17 protein-coding genes and 2 tRNA genes are annotated in these 16976 nt (G+C 60.1%); 9 read left to right on the plus strand and 10 right to left on the minus strand.

Going from position 1 to position 16976, the window contains the following annotated elements:
* Nucleotides 1-64: 64 nt before the first annotated feature.
* The 5 genes from CLU91_RS21835 (at nucleotide 65) to CLU91_RS21855 (ending at nucleotide 3818) form a co-directional block, all read left to right on the plus strand.
* A complete protein-coding gene (locus CLU91_RS21835; RefSeq protein WP_232730835.1) occupies nucleotides 65-1822 on the plus strand; it encodes a methyl-accepting chemotaxis protein in 1758 nt (585 codons plus the stop codon).
* Entirely contained in the window at nucleotides 1819-2169 is a 351-nt protein-coding gene (locus CLU91_RS21840) for an energy transducer TonB (protein WP_232730836.1), read from the plus strand. Before CLU91_RS21835 ends, CLU91_RS21840 begins: the two co-directional genes overlap by 4 nt.
* 54 nt (nucleotides 2170-2223) lie before the next feature.
* The gene (locus CLU91_RS21845) at nucleotides 2224-2550 is read left to right on the plus strand and encodes an energy transducer TonB (protein ID WP_096238310.1); all 327 of its coding nucleotides are present in this window, start codon (nucleotides 2224-2226) and stop codon (nucleotides 2548-2550) included.
* A 168-nt stretch (nucleotides 2551-2718) separates the two neighbouring features.
* Nucleotides 2719-3291 carry a hypothetical protein gene (locus tag CLU91_RS21850; protein WP_100875799.1) on the plus strand — a complete coding sequence of 191 codons (573 nt, stop codon included), beginning with the start codon at nucleotides 2719-2721 and terminating at the stop codon, nucleotides 3289-3291.
* Nucleotides 3292-3434: 143 nt separating this feature from the next.
* Nucleotides 3435-3818 carry a hypothetical protein gene (locus CLU91_RS21855; RefSeq protein ID WP_100875800.1) on the plus strand — a complete coding sequence of 128 codons (384 nt, stop codon included), beginning with the start codon at nucleotides 3435-3437 and terminating at the stop codon, nucleotides 3816-3818.
* A gap of 44 nt (nucleotides 3819-3862) precedes the next feature.
* On the opposite strand, the gene CLU91_RS21860 is transcribed toward CLU91_RS21855, so the two are convergent.
* The 4 genes from CLU91_RS21860 to CLU91_RS21875 all read right to left on the minus strand — a co-directional run bounded on the left by CLU91_RS21860 (nucleotide 3863) and on the right by CLU91_RS21875 (nucleotide 7928).
* Nucleotides 3863-4069: a hypothetical protein gene (locus tag CLU91_RS21860; protein WP_157814757.1), complete on the minus strand. Its 207-nt coding sequence runs from the start codon at nucleotides 4067-4069 to the stop codon at nucleotides 3863-3865.
* Between the two features lie 56 nt (nucleotides 4070-4125).
* A complete protein-coding gene (locus CLU91_RS21865) occupies nucleotides 4126-4575 on the minus strand; it encodes a hypothetical protein (protein WP_100875802.1) in 450 nt (149 codons plus the stop codon).
* A gap of 257 nt (nucleotides 4576-4832) precedes the next feature.
* Nucleotides 4833-5492 (minus strand): FxDxF family PEP-CTERM protein, encoded by a 660-nt coding sequence (locus CLU91_RS21870; protein WP_100876860.1) that lies wholly within the window; start codon nucleotides 5490-5492, stop codon nucleotides 4833-4835.
* Nucleotides 5493-5822: 330 nt separating this feature from the next.
* Nucleotides 5823-7928: a TonB-dependent receptor family protein gene (locus CLU91_RS21875; protein WP_100875803.1), complete on the minus strand. Its 2106-nt coding sequence runs from the start codon at nucleotides 7926-7928 to the stop codon at nucleotides 5823-5825.
* 287 nt (nucleotides 7929-8215) lie between these two features.
* Here CLU91_RS21875 and CLU91_RS27965 point away from each other — a divergent pair, with 287 nt between their 5' ends.
* On the plus strand, nucleotides 8216-8662 hold the full coding sequence (locus CLU91_RS27965; RefSeq protein WP_157814758.1) for a response regulator: 447 nt from the start codon (nucleotides 8216-8218) through the stop codon (nucleotides 8660-8662).
* A gap of 28 nt (nucleotides 8663-8690) precedes the next feature.
* On the opposite strand, the gene CLU91_RS21885 is transcribed toward CLU91_RS27965, so the two are convergent.
* From CLU91_RS21885 to CLU91_RS21910, 6 genes are all read right to left on the minus strand, one after another.
* Nucleotides 8691-8987 (minus strand): addiction module antidote protein, encoded by a 297-nt coding sequence (locus tag CLU91_RS21885; protein WP_198521381.1) that lies wholly within the window; start codon nucleotides 8985-8987, stop codon nucleotides 8691-8693.
* Nucleotides 8987-9286, minus strand: coding sequence for a type II toxin-antitoxin system RelE/ParE family toxin (locus tag CLU91_RS21890; RefSeq protein WP_100876862.1), 300 nt, complete (start codon nucleotides 9284-9286; stop codon nucleotides 8987-8989). Before CLU91_RS21890 ends, CLU91_RS21885 begins: the two co-directional genes overlap by 1 nt.
* Before the next feature lie 201 nt (nucleotides 9287-9487).
* Nucleotides 9488-9563 (minus strand) — tRNA-His (locus tag CLU91_RS21895).
* Nucleotides 9564-9707: 144 nt separating this feature from the next.
* A complete protein-coding gene (murI, locus tag CLU91_RS21900; protein ID WP_100875805.1) occupies nucleotides 9708-10553 on the minus strand; it encodes a glutamate racemase in 846 nt (281 codons plus the stop codon).
* A 66-nt stretch (nucleotides 10554-10619) separates the two neighbouring features.
* Nucleotides 10620-12161 (minus strand): fumarate hydratase, encoded by a 1542-nt coding sequence (locus CLU91_RS21905; protein ID WP_086144995.1) that lies wholly within the window; start codon nucleotides 12159-12161, stop codon nucleotides 10620-10622.
* 82 nt (nucleotides 12162-12243) lie between these two features.
* Complete coding sequence (locus CLU91_RS21910) at nucleotides 12244-12858, minus strand: YqhA family protein (protein WP_070218187.1); 615 nt, start codon at nucleotides 12856-12858, stop codon at nucleotides 12244-12246.
* 294 nt (nucleotides 12859-13152) lie between these two features.
* Here CLU91_RS21910 and acs point away from each other — a divergent pair, with 294 nt between their 5' ends.
* The 3 genes from acs to CLU91_RS21925 all read left to right on the plus strand — a co-directional run bounded on the left by acs (nucleotide 13153) and on the right by CLU91_RS21925 (nucleotide 16973).
* Nucleotides 13153-15159 carry an acetate--CoA ligase gene (gene acs / locus CLU91_RS21915; protein ID WP_100875806.1) on the plus strand — a complete coding sequence of 669 codons (2007 nt, stop codon included), beginning with the start codon at nucleotides 13153-13155 and terminating at the stop codon, nucleotides 15157-15159.
* Nucleotides 15160-15372: 213 nt separating this feature from the next.
* A tRNA-Ser gene (locus CLU91_RS21920) sits at nucleotides 15373-15463 on the plus strand.
* Nucleotides 15464-15680: 217 nt separating this feature from the next.
* Nucleotides 15681-16973 carry a tyrosine-type recombinase/integrase gene (locus tag CLU91_RS21925; RefSeq protein ID WP_232730837.1) on the plus strand — a complete coding sequence of 431 codons (1293 nt, stop codon included), beginning with the start codon at nucleotides 15681-15683 and terminating at the stop codon, nucleotides 16971-16973.
* Nucleotides 16974-16976 lie beyond the last annotated feature (3 nt).

Raw genomic sequence — 16976 nt, forward strand, 5'->3', positions numbered from 1 at the left:
GCGGCCTTCGTCTTGTCGTGCCGGGCAAAATTCTTATCAATAGTTTCATTTACGAAGAGCCGAAATGAATTTAGCAAAAATGAAGGTTGGTACCCGCCTGGGCCTGGGATTCGCCCTGGTACTGGTTCTGCTGGTGGCCGTGACCGTCCTCGGCATCGCGCGCATGGCGCAAATCCAGGAACGTCTCGATCACGTGATCAATGTCAACAACGTCGTCACCCGCCTGGTGATCGACATGCGTGGCAACGTCAGCGACCGCATCACCTCGCTGCGCATCCTCACCCTGATGACCGACGCGAGCGATATGGAGCCGGAAATGGCGCGTATCAAGACGCAGACCAGCGCCTATCAGGAAACGCAGAAAAAGCTCGAAGAGAAATTCGCCGTCGAGTCGACTGCCGAAGAAAAAACCTTGCTCGCTTCGATCAAGGAATATGAAGCGGCAGCCATGCCGGCCATCGCCAAGGCGTCGGCACTGTGGATGGCCAACGATGCGGAAGGCGCCACGCGCGTGATGATCAAGGAAATCCGCCCGGTACAGAAAAAATGGATGGAAGCACTGGAGCAGCTGGCCGTGCTGGAAGACAAGCTCAATGAGCAGATGCAATCGGATGCCCGCATGGCGTTCGACAGCGCGCGCCTGTTCATGATCATCCTCGGCGTACTGGCCGTGGCGATGGGCGTGGCGGCGGCACTGGTGATTACCCGCGGTCTGCTGAAACAGCTGGGCGGCGAGCCTGACTACACGGCATCGATCGCCGGCAGCATCGCCAATGGCGACCTGTCGATCGGCATCCACACCGAGCCGTCCGATACGTCCAGCCTGCTGGCGGAAATGAAGGAAATGCGCAACAGCCTGGTAGGCATCGTCGGCCAGGTACGCGTGGGCACGGAAACCATCGGCACGGCGTCGCGCGAGATCGCCGACGGCAATATCGACTTGTCGTCGCGCACGGAAATGCAGGCGAGTGCGCTGGAAAAAACGGCGTCGGCCATGGAAGAGCTGACCTCGACCGTGAAACAGAATGCGGACAATGCACGCGAAGCCAATAAACTGGCCGCCACCGCCTCGGACGTGGCCCTGAAGGGCGGCTCCGTGGTGTCGCAAGTGGTTGACACCATGAGCTCGATCAACGAATCGGCGAAGAAAATTGTCGACATCATCGGCGTCATCGATGGCATCGCCTTCCAGACCAACATCCTGGCGCTGAACGCGGCAGTGGAAGCGGCGCGTGCCGGCGAGCAAGGCCGCGGCTTTGCCGTGGTGGCCTCGGAAGTGCGCAACCTGGCCCAGCGCTCCGCTGGTGCGGCGAAAGAAATCAAGATCCTCATCGATGATTCGGCCGAGAAGACGGAACGCGGCACGCGCCTGGTGGGCCAGGCCGGCGTGACGATGGGCGAAGTGGTCGACAGCGTGCGCCGCGTGACCGACATCATGAGCGAGATCGCCAGTGCCAGCCAGGAGCAAAGCGCCGGCATCGAACAGGTCAACCTGTCGATCATCGAGATGGATGGCATGACGCAGCAAAATGCGGCCCTGGTGGAGCAGGCAGCCGCCGCGGCGCAAAGCTTGCAAGACCAGGCGGCCGAACTGGCCCATGTGGTCAGCATCTTCAAACTGGTCGAAGGCGAAGAGAAGCCGGCAGCGTATGTGCCGGCCCCGGTCGCCGCCGCGCCCGTCGCCGTGCGCAAGCCGGCGCCGGCATTGCGCCCGGTCAAGTCGCTGACCCGCAAGGTCGAAGCGGCCGCTCCCGCCGCGGCGGCGCCACGCAAGGCCGCTGCAGCGAACAGCACCAGCAATGACGAGTGGGAAGAGTTTTGAACGTTCTGTGTCAATGGCCTGGCGCGTTTCTGGTTGCCGCGCTGTTTTGCAGCGCGAGTGGCGCGGCCCTGGCGCAGGAGGTGCCACCAGTATTCGACGCGGAACAATGCAAGGTCGCCTATCCGGAGCGTGCCCGGCTGAACAAGGAAGAGGGCGACATCACCTTGTCCGTGCTGGTGACGGCGGAAGGCAAGGTCGCGGATGTGAAGATCGAAAAACGTAGCGGCTTCCGCGAGCTGGACAGGGCTGCGGTCATGACCGCAGCTCGCTGTCAATTTGTACCCGCGAGCAAAGATGGCCGCGCGGTGGAAAGCTGGACCACGGTTCACTATTCCTGGAAATTATAACTACCGTATTTGATAATAATCATGGGGAAGCATATGTTTGAGAATAAGCGTTTGATGAGTGTTGCAGCAGCCTTGCTGGTGTCCGTTTCTTCCGCCGCCTTCGCGGCCGAGGTGCCGGCGTCGTTCGATGCCAAGAACTGCAAGGCCGACTATCCAAAAGCCTCGCTGATGAACGAAGAGCAGGGCACCGTATCGATGTCCTTCCTGGTCAATGCCGATGGCAGCGTTGCCGATTCGAAACTCGACAAGAGCAGCGGCTTCAAGAACCTGGACAAGGCCGCCATCAAGGCCCTGACCGCATGCAAGTTCAAGCCGGGTACCAAGGACGGCGCCGCAGCGCAAACCTGGACCAAGGTCGATTACGCCTGGAAGCTGGACTGATCCACCTGTCGCCGGGCGCGGGTCTCCCGGCATGGCCGCATCCGCTACGGGCGGCACCTGCAACGGTGCCGCCCGTTCTGTTATGTGCGCCAGCCAACGGCACCGTCGCTGCCGATTCTGTTACCCTCGAAACATACCTTCGGGAAATCCCATCACAAGAGGCTTACCATGCAGCGCATCCTGACACTTTCCTCGCTGGCCGCCAGCGGCTTGCTGCTTTCCGCTTGCGTATCGCTGGGCACGCCTGTGGGCTTGCAGGCGGGGCAGACCGTGGCCGTCGTGAATAGCCTGAGCTGGGACAATCCCCTGACGGGCAAGCGCGACGGCGTGCGTACCAGCTGGCCCATCAAGGATGGCAAGATTGCCCCGGAGTATTTTCCGCTGGCGCAATTGAAGCAATGCGATGCGGACGGCAAGCCTTGCGCCTGGGGCGTGATGCGGGCGCAGCGCGGCGCGCCCACGCTGGCCTATGTGGACGGCGGGGTCGAGCTGGCCGTGAATGTGTCGATCGACGTGGCGCGGCGCCAGGATGCGCGCCAGGGCGAGACGCAAACGGCGATGGCGATTCCCCAGGATGTGGCTGCGCTGGCCGGCAGGCAGCGCGTGCAGCCCGGCTGGAAATTAAAGTATGGCAAGGTCGAGCAAGTCGAACTCGATTACGGCGTGCGCTACCAGGTGTGCGTGCAGCGCTACGATGCCGCAGGCAAGGCCATCGATAGCTGCGCGATTCCATTTATCTGAGGAAGCATGCCGCGCGGGCCGCTTGTAGCGGCATTGCCACATTTCATGTTGCGGCGTGCGTCGGGGTGTAACAATCGGTAAAAGCGCAGCAAAGCCCGGCGTAATTTCTTATAGTACTGGTAGTACACATTAGGAGAATTACGATGAAAACCCTGTTGGCAGTAATCTCGCTGGCCGCCTTGGGTGGCTGCGCCGTGGCGCCCCCCGGTCCCGCGTATTACGGTTCGCGCGCGCCGCAGGGAGCCTACAATCCTTATGAATGGCATACGGTCTCGTCCGAGCCGGTGCAGTCGGGCCGCGTGATGAGCGCGCCGCGCGTGGAATACACGAATGAACCCGTCTACGTGCAGCAGCAACCTGTGTACGTGCAGCAACCTGTGTATGTGCCGGCGCCCGTGTACGCGCCACAACCGTATTACTACAATCCACCCGTATCGATCGGGCTGGACTTCATGTTTGGTTTTGGACGCCATGGTGGACACCGTGGCGGCTGGGGCGGGCACGGCCGTTACTACGGCCGCCGCTAGCGCTCATTGGCGATGACGATGGCGGGCAGCGCCGCGAAGCTGAATCAGTGGAAATATACCGAACTCTGATGCAGCACATCCGCCGAGCACAGGATATACACCGCCGCCGCTGCCAGACCTATTTGCAAGGCGCCAAAGCTGATCGGGATGAGGCGGGACATGTCGTACTCCTGAGTAGTATGAGGTGTGGTCAGGCTTTCATCATAGGATGAATTGATGCCTGTGGGCATCAGATGAATGTCCGCCATCATGTAGGACAACACCTCGTGCCTGCCACCCCCGCCTCGCTCTCCCGCCTGAGGATTACTTAGCGGTTTTTCCAGCGCACCACGGGCTCTTCCGGCGCCGTGTCCGGCACGTTCGAGATCGCCAGCCAGTGCGTCAGGCGTTCCGGATGCTTGAGATTGATGCCCATGCCATCGATGATGCCGACCTGTTCCAGCATGCGCGCATCGATTTTCGCCTTCGACACGGTAGGCGCGCCCATGACCATGCGGTCATACGCCTTGCGCGCCTTGTGTTCCCACTTGTGCAGATTGCTTTCGTCGAAGCGGTTCGCTTCGAAATACACGGTCAGGGTGCCATCGAGGTTGCCGAAGCCGACGATGCCCGCGCCCTTGCGGATGGTGGTGGTGTTGTCGAGGTCAAATTCCGCCGTGGGCACGAAAATGCCGGCGCGGCCATCGATATCGGGACGTCCCACGGGCGTTTCTTTGCCGTAGGAACTCGTTTCGGTAATGGGTTTCTCTGCAGACATGGTCCGTGTGTGGTGGCCGTACCGGGAGCGCAATCGGGCCCGGCAGCGCCAGTCATCCTGTTCAAAAAATGCGTGCTGATATTCAGGGCGGGGTAGGGGCCCTGGCGGAGCGATGCTTGGCATTGCTTGATACTCCGCTATTGTAGCGCCAATTTAATTCTTCCCTGCAACATTTCCTGATGCAATGCACCCGTTTGCCCATGAAAAAAGCCGCCCGGCCAGGTGGCGGAGCGGCTGTTGCGTAACGACGGCTGGAATCAGGCGGCAGTCTTGCGGCGTGCGATGAAACCCAGCAAGCCCAGGCCCAGCAGCATCATGGCGTAGCTTTCCGGTTCCGGCACGGCGGCCATCACCGAGACATTGTCCAGGTAGGAGCCATAGGTTGGTGCGGAGACGGGACCGATCGATTCGAAGCGCAACAGGGTGGACGAACCGAGCGCGGACACGTTCTGGCTGTAGGTTTGCCACACGCCGCTCGTGGTGCCGATCAGGGACGTTGGCGTGAGCAGGGTGGAACCCCAGTAGACATTCATCAGGCTGCTCGCGCCGCCTGGCGTATCCGGGCGGCCCGAATAGGCAAACGACAGCGCATACGTGCCGCCGGCCGTGGTGGCGATCGATTGCGATACGGACGTCAGGCGCGCGGCGTTCAGTTCCAGGTATTGCGTGCCGGCGGCGGCGATGGGGTTGAAGCCGCCCTGGCCGCCTTGCGTGGCACCTTTCTGGATTTCAAAGGCCGAGTTGCCGCTGGCGGACGAGGTCCAGCCGGTCACGCTGCTGAGCGTAGCCCAGGATGAGGAGATGACATTGTTTTCAAAACTGCCATTGACCACCAGTTCGGTTGCTGCGTTGGCTGTGCCAGCGGTGGCCAGGGTGACCAAGGCGGCAATCTTCAGGAGGGTGGCTGGCATTTTCATGGTGTTCCAATTTAGTTGTTTATAGGATAATTTGATTTCTCAAATGACATTTAAATGATATCACCAAAACTCACACAAAAAACCAGGGCCGACTAAAAAAATTTGCAATTGTGAAATTATTTTTGTCTGTACTGCAATTAATTTTCATGGCGAAGCAATTACAGCCTTGGTGTAAGGCGAGCGCGACTTCGAACCTTCTTGCATGGCAGCATTTTTGTAACATCAGGGCGTTAAAAAACCTGCATCGCAACAACAACGAGGCAGGTTTTTTTGAGGGCATGTGCGTCTGCGGCGACATATTGATTCGATACGAACTGCCGCAGGCAATGGTCAGAACGCCAGGCGGCCCTGCAGATAGACCATGCGCGGCGCACCCACCAGCTTGCCCAGGTTGCCATCCGAAGTGCGCGTAAAGTAGCGCTTGTCGGCGAGGTTGTTGACGCCGGCGACCAGTTCCAGGCCCTTTTGGCCCGGCACTTTCCATTTTACTTGCGTGTTCCAGGTGCGAAAGCCCGGGATGACGCCCAGGTTGCCGGCCGCGTTTTCCGCCACGGTGTTGGCTTCGTCGGCGAACTGGCGGCTCTGGTGGCTGCTCGACAAATCGACGCCCCAGGCGCCCAGCTGGTAGTGGGCGCCGACGGTATCCGTGGTGCGCGAATAGAAGGGCACGTCGTTGCCTGCGTTCGCGCCATCCTGCAAGGTCGCTTTGGTATAGGTGTAGGTGGCATAGGAGTTCAAGCCGGACAGCGGGCCGGACTGGTCGAAATGGTAGTCGATGGCCGATTCCAGGCCACGGTGGTGCGTGGCGCCCACGTTGTAGAAGACGACGTTCTCGCCGCTGCCGACGGACTGGATCTGGTTGTCGAACTTGATGTTGAACAAGGTCGCCTCGGCCGACAACTGGGCGCTCTTCCAGCGCGCGCCCAGCTCGGCCGTCTTGGCCAGTTCCGGCTGCAGCGGGTTCTTGCTCGACTGGGCATTGAGCTGCGTGTTTTGCACGGCGCCAAACGAGCTGTTGTAGTTGCCGAACAGGGTCACCTTGTTGCTCAGCAAGTAAGCCACGTTCAGCGAGGGCAGGGCCTTGTTGTTGAGCAATTCGATCTTTTGGTCGACCGGCAAGTGATTGTAGCGTTCCGTCTTGATGTGCTCGTAGCGCACGCCCGGCGTGATGCGCCAGGCGTCGATGGCGATCTTGTCGTCGATATACACGGCTTGCGCATCGGTGGCATTGTTGGCGAAGCGCGTCGGCTTTTGTTGCACGCCGCTGGCGATGACCACGTTGTAGATGGTTTCATCGGCCCGCTCGGCCAGGTAGCGGTAGCCGACGGTGACGTCCTGCGATACCTTGCCCGTGATGAAGCGCTGCGTGTAGCGCGGTTCGATGGCCGTCGTTTCATAGTTGCGCGGCTGGTGGCCCAGGTTTTTTCCGCTGATCAGGGTGCTTTCGCGCGAGCTCTTGTTGTAATAGGCGCGCACCTCGAATTCCTGCGTGCCGGACAGGGCATTCAGGTAGCCGATATCGAAGGCTTTGCGCTCGCCGCTCCAGAAGTCGGTCGGACGCGTGTTCTGGAACGGGTCCTGTTTGTACTGGGCGGCGGTCAGGCCGCCCGGCGTGCGCGACGTCACGTCGTAGTAGGACAGCTTGCCGTACACCTCGGCCGTGGGGCTCAGGTCGTAGCGAAATTTCAGGGCGAAGTCGTTGACCTTTTCATCGCTGCCCACGCGCCAGTCGCTGCCGCGGATGCCCGAATACAGCACCGCCAGGCCCAGGCCGCTGTCGAGCTGGGTACCGGCAAAGACGCTCGCTTGCGTGTTGTGGCCCACTTCGCTGTACGAGTTGTAGCGCACGGTGGCGTCGCCCGTGATGCCTGGCGTGGTGGGTACGCGGCGCGTCTTGAAGTTGATGATGCCGCCCACGTTTTGCGGACCGAAGCGCACGGCGCCGCCGCCGCGCACCACGTCGACCGTCTCGACATTGGCCAGGCTGACGGGCGCGAACGACAGTTGCGGCTGGCCATATGGCGCCACCGACATCGGGATGCCGTCCAGCAAGACCGTGCTGCGTGGCGAATAGCGTCCGGCCAGTCCCCGCACGCCGATATTGAGCGATACGGCGCTGCCGGCGCTGCCCGAGTTGTCGCTGATCTGCACGCCGGGAATGCGGCGCATCACATCGCTGAGGCTGGTCGCGCCCGAATTCTCGATATCGTCCTTTTGCACCACCGTGCGGGCGCCGGCGAAATTTTTCGTGCTGGCGGCCATGCTGGTGCCCAGCAGGTTGCTGCTGACCTGAATCGATTCCAGGATGGGGCCGGCATTGTCAGCGGTGTTGGCTTGCTGAGCCTGCGCGGCAAGGGAAGTGCCCAGGCAGGCGAGGGCGATGGCCAGCGCGCACGGGCGCAGCGAAAACGGCAGTGTGGGAAGTGTGGCGGCCATGCATGGATCTCCGTAATGACAATGGTTGCGCGGGCAATCAGGCGGCGCGACAACGGCGTGGCGTGGGCATCCGGCGCAAGGGGATAGGAATGATAATGATTCTCATTTTATCCGTCAATTGCGCAAACTGCGTAGGGCAGGCTTTCTCCGCGCGCGGTGAGGAAGTGTTGCTGGCGCGGTACAGCGGGGCGCCTGGATTGCTGCTTGGCAGCATTGCTGGGGTGCGACGGCATTGCGCGCGCTTCTTGTATACTGCCGTTTTTGCAGCCGTCACACGTGAAGGTACAATGAGCCAGACAACTGAAACGACACCAGGCAGTTCCTCCGTGGAACGCCGCCAGGGCGACCAGCCGGCAAGTGCTGCGCGCAAACTCAATCTGCTGGTGGTCGACGACAACCAGGAAGTGGGCGAATCGCTGGCCATGCTGCTCGAGGCGCTGGGCCACCACGCGGTGGTGGTGCGCAACTGGCAGATGGCCGTCGAGCAAGTCAAGCTGTGCGTGCCCGACGCCGTCTACCTCGACATCGAAATGCCCGGTATCAGCGGCATCGAAATCGGCCGCCGCCTGCATAACAATCCCGAGACGGCCAACGCCGTGCTGATCGCCGTCACCGGCCACAGCCTGCCCATGTACATGGACGACGCGCTGGCCGTGGGCTTCCGCCACTTCCTCGTCAAACCCGTGCGCCTGGAAGACCTGGCGACGACGGTGCAGTCGGTGCTGGCGGGGTAGGTTTTCTGCTGCCTCGCCTGATCGGTGGTCAGGTGTTCAGCGCTGCGGCGCGAAATTGCAAGCCGAGTGCATGCGTCACCTTCAAAATGGTGTCGAAGCTCGGATTGCCTTCGCCGGACAGGGCCTTGTACAAGCTTTCCCGTCCCAGTCCCGTGTCTTTGGCAAGTTGCGTCATGCCGCGCGCCCTGGCAATGTTGCCGAGCGCTTTGGCGATGAACGATGCGTCGTCGCCAGCTTCTTCCAGGCAAGCTTCAAAGTAGGCGACGATATCTTCTTCGGTCTTGATGTGCTGCGCGCTATCCCATTTGCTGAGTTTTTGTACCATCAGACCTCCTGGAGTGTTTGCGCGAGCCGCTGCGCCGTTTTGATATCTTTCGCTTGCGTTGATTTGTCGCCACCAGCGAGCAGGATGATTATTTCCATGCCTCGTTGGGTGAAATAAACGCGGTAACCGGGGCCACAATCAATTCGCATTTCCGAAACGCCGCCACCGACAGGTTTGCAATCGCCAAAGTTGCCATCTTCGGCGCGATCAATGCGGGCCTGGATACGGAAAAATGCTTTCCGATCTTTCAGCTGGCTGAACCAGTCATCGAACGTGGCCGTGGTATGGATGCTTTTCACGCATACAAGTGTATTCTTTGGGATACGATAAATCAAGCGTATGCGTCAAGTTTGACTGCGCGTACAGCTTGGATTTTTTCTGATGTGCTCGCCTGACATGCTGCGGGAGAAGAGGGCTGATGTTGCCTCATGCATGTGTGCGGAAATGAAAAAAGGGTTACAAGCCGAAGCATGTAACCCTTTAATTTACCACTAATTCTGTGGGGTGGCTGATGGGGCTCGAACCCACGACAACAGGAATCACAATCCTGGACTCTACCAACTGAGCTACAGCCACCACTGTCTTACTTACCTGTTTAGCTGTTTTGCTGAACAGGTGCCGAATTATACAAAGAACTCGGCGAAGTGGCAAATCTAAATGCAGTCTTTTTTAAAGAATCGAAAGATTGCATGAAAACGGTCGCTTTTGCTCTCACACCGCTCACACGGACAGGTGTGTGACGGGCGGCTGCAAGTCCAGCAAGCCGGCGAAGGCTTGCGCCAAGGACTCGACCTTGGCCGTCGTGTAGCCCTGCAGCTGCGGGGCCTCGTTGTCGATGCGGCGCAGGCTTGCCGCGTCGAGCAAGCGGGTCAGCTGGCGCGCCACGGCGTCGCCCGTGTCCACCAGGGTAATCATTTCCTGCGTATGCGCGCGCACCGTGCGGACGATGGCGTCCTGCACGAACGGGTAGTGCGTGCAGCCCAGCACCAGCGTGTCGACGCCTTGCGCCAGCATGGGAGCGATGTAGCGTTCCAGCATGGCGCTGGTAGCGTCCGTCGGATCATTGCCCAGCTCGCACTGCTCGATGCGGTCGGCCAAGCCGATGCAGGGCTGCAAGATGAACGTGGCGCCCGTGGCAGTGCTCACCTGTTCGCGCAGGGCCAGCAGCTTGTCGCCGCGCAAGGCGCGTTCCGTCGCCAGCACGGCGATCTTGCCGTTGCGGCTGATGCTTGCCGCCGGTTTCAGGCCCGGTTCGACGCCGACGATGGGCAGGTCCGGGTAGCGCGCGCGCAGCGCCTTGATGGCGGCGATGGTGGCCGTGTTGCACGCCACCACCAGCGCCTTCGCACCTTGCTGCAATAAAAAGGCGGTGATGGCCAGCGAACGGTCGACCACTTGCTGTTCCGTCTTGTCGCCATACGGCGCATGGGCGGAATCGGCAAAGTACATCAAATCTTCCTGCGGCAGCTGTGCGCGGATATGGCGCAGCACCGACAGGCCGCCCACGCCGGAGTCAAAAATGCCGATGGGCGCGTTTGGGCGGGCAGTGCTTGCAGTAAAAGTCATAGGGAACCGTTGAAGATAAAAAAACGCCGCGCTGGATTGCCGCGCGGCGTTAATGGTAGAGCTTGTTTAAGCAACCGTCACGGGAATCTTGCTGACGCTATTGAGTTGCTCGATCTTCGCCTGCCATTCTTTCGGGCCCGTGTTGTGCACCGAGGTGCCTTTCGCATCCACGGCTACCGTCACCGGCATGTCGACGACGTCGAATTCGTAGATCGCTTCCATGCCCATATCGGCAAAGCCCAGCACCTTGGCGTGCTTGATGGCTTTCGACACCAGGTAGGCGGCGCCGCCCACGGCCATCAGGTAAGCCGACTGGTGCTTCTGGATCGATTCGATGGCGACCGGGCCACGCTCGGCCTTGCCGATCATGGCGATCAGGCCGGTTTTTTCCAGCATCATGTCGGTGAACTTGTCCATGCGCGTGGCGGTGGTCGGGCCGGCCGGGCCGACGGCTTCGTCGCGCACGGGGTCAACGGGACCGACGTAATAGATCACGCGGTTTTTGAAGTCGACCGGCAATTCTTCGCCCTTGGCCAGCATGTCCTGGATGCGTTTATGCGCGGCGTCGCGGCCCGTCAGCATCTTGCCGTTCAGCAGCAAGGTCTGGCCCGGCGTCCACGAAGCGACTTCTTCTTTCGTCAGGGTGTTCAGGTCGACGCGCTTGGATTTTTCCGTGTCCGGCGTCCAGTGCACTTCCGGCCACGACGACAGCGATGGCGGCGTCATGTAGGCAGGGCCCGAGCCGTCCAGCACGAAGTGGCCGTGGCGCGTGGCGGCGCAGTTCGGGATCATGGCGACCGGCTTCGATGCGGCGTGCGTCGGGTGCATCATGATTTTTACGTCGAGCACGGTCGTCAGGCCGCCCAGGCCTTGCGCGCCGATGCCCAGCGAGTTGATCTTGTCGCACAGTTCGATACGCAGTTCTTCCAGTTTGTTTTGCGGGCCGCGCTGTTTCAGCTCAAACATGTCGATGTCTTCCATCAACACCTCTTTTGCCATCAGCATGGCTTTCTCGGCCGTGCCGCCGATGCCGATGCCCAGCATGCCTGGCGGGCACCAGCCGGCACCCATCGTCGGCACCGTTTTCATGACCCAGTCCACCAGCGAGTCGGACGGGTTCATCATGATCATCTTGGATTTGTTTTCCGAGCCGCCGCCCTTGGCAGCGACTTTCACGTCGACGGTATTGCCTTCGACCAGTTCCATGTGCACCACGGCTGGCGTGTTGTCCTTGGTGTTCTTGCGGTCGAAATGCGGGTCGGCCACGATGGAAGCGCGCAGCTTGTTGTCGTCGAAATTGTACGCGCGGCGCACGCCTTCGTTGACGGCGTCGGTGACCGTGCCGCTGAAACCTTCGAAGCGCACGCCCATGCCGATTTTCAGGAAGACGTTGACGATACCCGTGTCCTGGCAGATAGGACGCTTGCCTTCCGCGCACATGCGCGAGTTGGTCAGGATTTGCGCGATCGCATCTTTTGCCGCCGGGCTTTGCTCGGCCGCGTAGGCGCGCGCCAGGTGCTCGATGTAATCAGCAGGGTGGTAGTAGCTAATGTACTGCAACGCTGCGGCGACGGATTCGATCAGGTCTTCTTGCTTTATGACAGTCATGGTGTTCTCGCGGTGGATAAGAAGGGTAGGACTCTTTGCTAAAAGCCCATGGCCGCCGCTGGCAGCCATGGGCTTCTTTTCTTTAGTGGGGTGCTCTGGCCTGGTTCTGCGTGACGGTCATAATGCGGTCCGTGTACGCAATCGCCATCGCCGACAGGATGAAGACCATGTGGATCACCGTTTGCGCGATGATCACTTCGATCTTGTACGAGTTGGCGTTGATGAAGGTCTTCAGCAGGTGGATGGACGAGATGCCGATGATGGCCATCGCCAGTTTCGTTTTCAGCACGGACGCATTCACATGCGACAGCCATTCCGGCTGGTCTGGGTGGTCATCGAGGTGCATGCGCGAAACGAAGGTTTCATAGCCGCCGATGATGACCATGATCAACAGATTCGAGATCATGACCACATCGATCAAGCCCAGTACCACCAGCATGATGGTCGCTTCATTGAGCTTGGTCGGCAGGGCGCCGCCCGGTACGGCCACGGCCGTCAAGACGTGCTGCAGGGCCGCGTCATTGCCGAACACGGCGCCGATCAGGTCCGACAGTTCCACCCAGAAGTGAAATACATACACGCATTGCGCGAGGATCAGGCCCAGGTACAGCGGCAGCTGCAGCCAGCGCGACATGAAGATGAAGGCGGACAGGGGATGCAGTTTGCTATGTTTGGGTTTTTGTGAATGGTCGATCATCTGGAGTTTCCTGGGGGTAAATACCAATTTTTGGTATGCCCGACATTTTACACTTGCTGCTGATCACTGCGCATGCCCTCGATCTGGATTCTTGGCCTTGATGAAACACAAAGCGACGCCAACTAATTGACTTGTTATCAGTTTTTCCATCCAGAATGCTGGGCGGCGTACGCTTGACGCCCGTCGCCGGTGGCGATTATGGTTAGAATGGATCGAGGAAAACGCTGCATGTAAGGCGTCCGTAAGACAGCAGGAATATTGTATTAACAAACAATTACTACACTGGAGACTAGCATGGCCGCTATAGAGAACCAAGGGCAGGGCACTGAGCAGCAGGGACCGGAAGAGTCGCGCGTATTTGAACCGTCGGCAGCGTTTGCCGCACAGGCAACGATTTCCGGCATGGACGCCTACCGCGCCATGGTGGCCGACGCCGAACGCGACTACGAAGGCTTCTGGGCCAAGCTGGCGCGCGAGAACCTGAGCTGGAAAAAGCCGTTTACCCGCACCCTGAACGAAGACAACGCCCCGTTCTACAAGTGGTTCGAAGACGGCCTGCTGAACGTGTCGTACAACTGTCTGGACCGCAACATCGAAAATGGACTGGGCGACAAGACGGCCATCATTTTCGAAGCGGATGACGGCACCGTCACCAAGGCAACTTATACAGAGCTGCACGAAAAAGTCTGCAAGTTCGCCAATGGCCTGAAAGCCAAGGGCATCGCCAAGGGCGACCGCGTCATCATCTATATGTCGATGTCCGTCGAAGGCGTTGCCGCAATGCAAGCCTGCGCGCGCATCGGCGCCACGCATTCCGTCGTGTTCGGCGGCTTCTCGGCGAAGTCCTTGCAGGAACGCATCATCGACGCCGGCGCCGTGGCCGTCATCACGGGCGACGAGCAATTGCGCGGCGGCAAGAAGCTGCCATTGAAATCCATCGTCGACGAAGCGCTGGCGCTGGGCGGCTGCGAGTGCGTGAAAAACGTCATCGTCTACAAACGCACGGGCAGCGACTTGCCGATGGTGGCCGGTCGCGACACGTGGCTGCACGACCTGGTCGAAGGCCAGAGCGCGCAATGCGAGCCGGAATGGGTCGATGCCGAGCATCCACTGTTCATCTTGTACACCTCCGGTTCGACCGGCACGCCGAAGGGTGTGCAGCATTCGAGCGGCGGCTACCTGCTGTGGGCCGCGCTGACGATGAAGTGGAGTTTCGACATCAAGCCCGACGACGTGTTCTGGTGCACGGCCGACATCGGCTGGGTAACGGGCCACAGCTACATCGCGTATGGCCCGATGGCCGTGGGCGCCACGCAAGTGGTATTCGAAGGCATCCCGACCTACCCGAACGCGGGCCGTTTCTGGGAAACCATCAAGAAGCACAACGTCAGCATCTTCTACACGGCGCCGACGGCCATCCGTTCGCTGATCAAGGCGGCCGACGTGGACCCGAAAGTCCATCCAGGCAACTACGACCTGAGCAGCCTGCGTTTGCTGGGTACGGTTGGCGAGCCGATCAATCCGGAAGCGTGGATGTGGTACTACAAGCACATCGGCGGCGAGAAATGCCCGATTGTCGATACCTTCTGGCAAACGGAAACGGGCGGTCACATGATCACCCCGTTGCCAGGCGCCACGCCGATGGTCCCCGGTTCCTGCACCCTGCCATTGCCTGGCATCATGGCCGCCATCGTCGACGAAGCGGGCCAGGACGTGCCGAACGGCCAGGGCGGCATCCTGGTGGTGAAGCGTCCATGGCCATCGATGATCCGCACGATCTGGAACAACCCCGAGCGTTTCAAGTCCAGCTACTTCCCGGAAGAACTGGGCGGCAAGATGTACCTGGCAGGCGACGGCGCCATCCGCAACAAGGAAACGGGCTACTTCACCATCACGGGCCGCATCGATGACGTCTTGAACGTGTCGGGCCACCGCATGGGCACGATGGAAATCGAATCGGCCCTGGTCGCCAACCCGCTGGTGGCCGAGGCGGCCGTGGTGGGCCGTCCGGACGACACGACAGGCGAATCGATCTGCGCCTTCGTGGTGCTGAAGCAAGCGCGTCCGACGGGCGAGGAAGCGAAACGACTGGCGCTGGAGCTGCGCAACTGGGTCGGCAAGGAAATCGGCCCGATCGCCAAACCGAAGGAAATCCGTTTCGGCGACAACCTGCCAAAAACCCGCTCCGGCAAAATCATGCGCCGCCTGCTGCGCGTGCTGGCCAAGGGCGAGACGATCACGCAAGACGTGTCGACCCTGGAAAACCCGGCGATTCTGGATCAGCTGAAAGAAACGTCGTAATAAGGTCAGTCCCTTCGGGATCGGCCTGCGCCCCACTGGGGCACAGGCCCCCGCCGGGCCTGACCCCAGCAGTTACTGGGCTGGGTGTTTCAAACTTTTACCCCAGGGTAAATAACTTTGGCAGTCTGTAGAATCTTTGCTATAATCTGCGGCTTCGCGACAAGCGATATGCAGTACACAATGTGAGCAAGCAAGACGCGCGCATTGCCTTCAGGAGAGATGGCTGAGCGGCTGAAGGCGCACGCCTGGAAAGCGTGTATAGGGTAATACTCTATCGGGGGTTCGAATCCCCCTCTCTCCGCCAAAGATACAAATTGGCCAGTTCAAGGAAGTCCAAGAACGTCCACAAAAAACCGTTTTAGCCCGTGCTAAAGCGGTTTTTTTGTATTCTGGCGTCCAGTACTGTCCAGCTGCAGCCAAATTTTTTGGGTGTTTGTTTGGGATCAATACCTAGTTCACACTGGGGACCATTCCCTGGTTAGTCGCCTATAGTGGTTTCTGACGCTTACGCAGAGGAGACCATGATGCCCAAGCTCATCCCACCCCTTACCGAACTCCAGGTCAAGAACGCCAAGCCCCGGCCCAAGCCGTACAAGATGTTCGACGGTGGCGGCCTGTACGTTGAAGTGATGCCCAGCGGATCGCGGATCTGGCGCTGGAGATTCCGTCATGCAGACGGCAAGGAAAACGCGCTGACGTTTGGCCCGTATCCGGAAATTTCAATGCAGGATGCGCGAGAAAAGCGCCTGGAGGCACGCCGCTTGCAGCTGCAGGGGATCGACCCTGCCAAGCATCGCGATGACGCCAAGCGGCTCGCCGCCGAAAAGGCCGCCAATACCTTCGAGAAGGTGGCACGCGAGTGGTACGCAAACAAGGTGCCAACCTGGAGCGAGCGCACTTCCAAGAACATGCTGCAGCGCCTGGAGGCCGATATCTTTCCAAAGATTGGCAGCAGGCCAATCGCGGAAATCAAGCACCGCGAACTGATTGTCATGCTGCGCAAGATCGAGGAGCGCGGCGCCACCGAGATCGCGCATCGCCTGAAGGCCGTCTGCTCGCAGATATTCAGCTACGCTATCCAATGCGGGCTGGCCGACCGCAACCTGATGGCGGACATGAAGGACGTCCTCAAGACCAAGCGCGCGTCGCATTACGCCGCCATCAGTGCTGATGAATTGCCGACTTTCCTGGACGTACTGTCGCGCAACGAGGCGCGCATGTTCGAGCCGACGCGCATCGCGCTGCGCCTGATGCTGCTGATTTTCGTTCGCACCAGCGAACTGATAGAAACGCCATGGAGCGAAGTTGATATTGAGAACGGCGAGTGGATTATTCCCTGGCAGCGCATGAAACGCGGCAAGCTGACCGTCAATCCCGACATGACCAATCACCATGTCTGCCTTTCGCGCCAGGCGCTGGCCTTGCTGCGCCAGCTGCATACCATTACGGGCCATGGTATTTATCTGTTTCCAAACCAGCGCGACCACGACAAGCCTCTGAGCAACAACACGCTGCTGGTGGCGCTGGCCCGCATGGGGTACAAGGGCCGCATGACCGGCCACGGCTTTCGCGCGCTGGCCATGAGCACCATCAAGGAGCGCCTGGGCTACCGCCATGAAGTGGTGGACCGCCAGCTGGCGCACGCGCCGAAGGACAAGGTCGCCAGCGCCTACGACCGCGCCCAATTCCTGACGGAGCGCCGCAAGATGATGCAGGAGTGGGCCGACTACCTGGAAGCCGTGGAGCGCGGCGATACGCCGCAGCCGGGCCATCATGGATCGCTGGAACTGGTGTGGCCAGTGCCGCATCGTTAATGG

The sequence above is a fragment of the Janthinobacterium sp. 64 genome, from assembly GCF_002813325.1.
Taxonomy (GTDB): domain Bacteria; phylum Pseudomonadota; class Gammaproteobacteria; order Burkholderiales; family Burkholderiaceae_D; genus Janthinobacterium.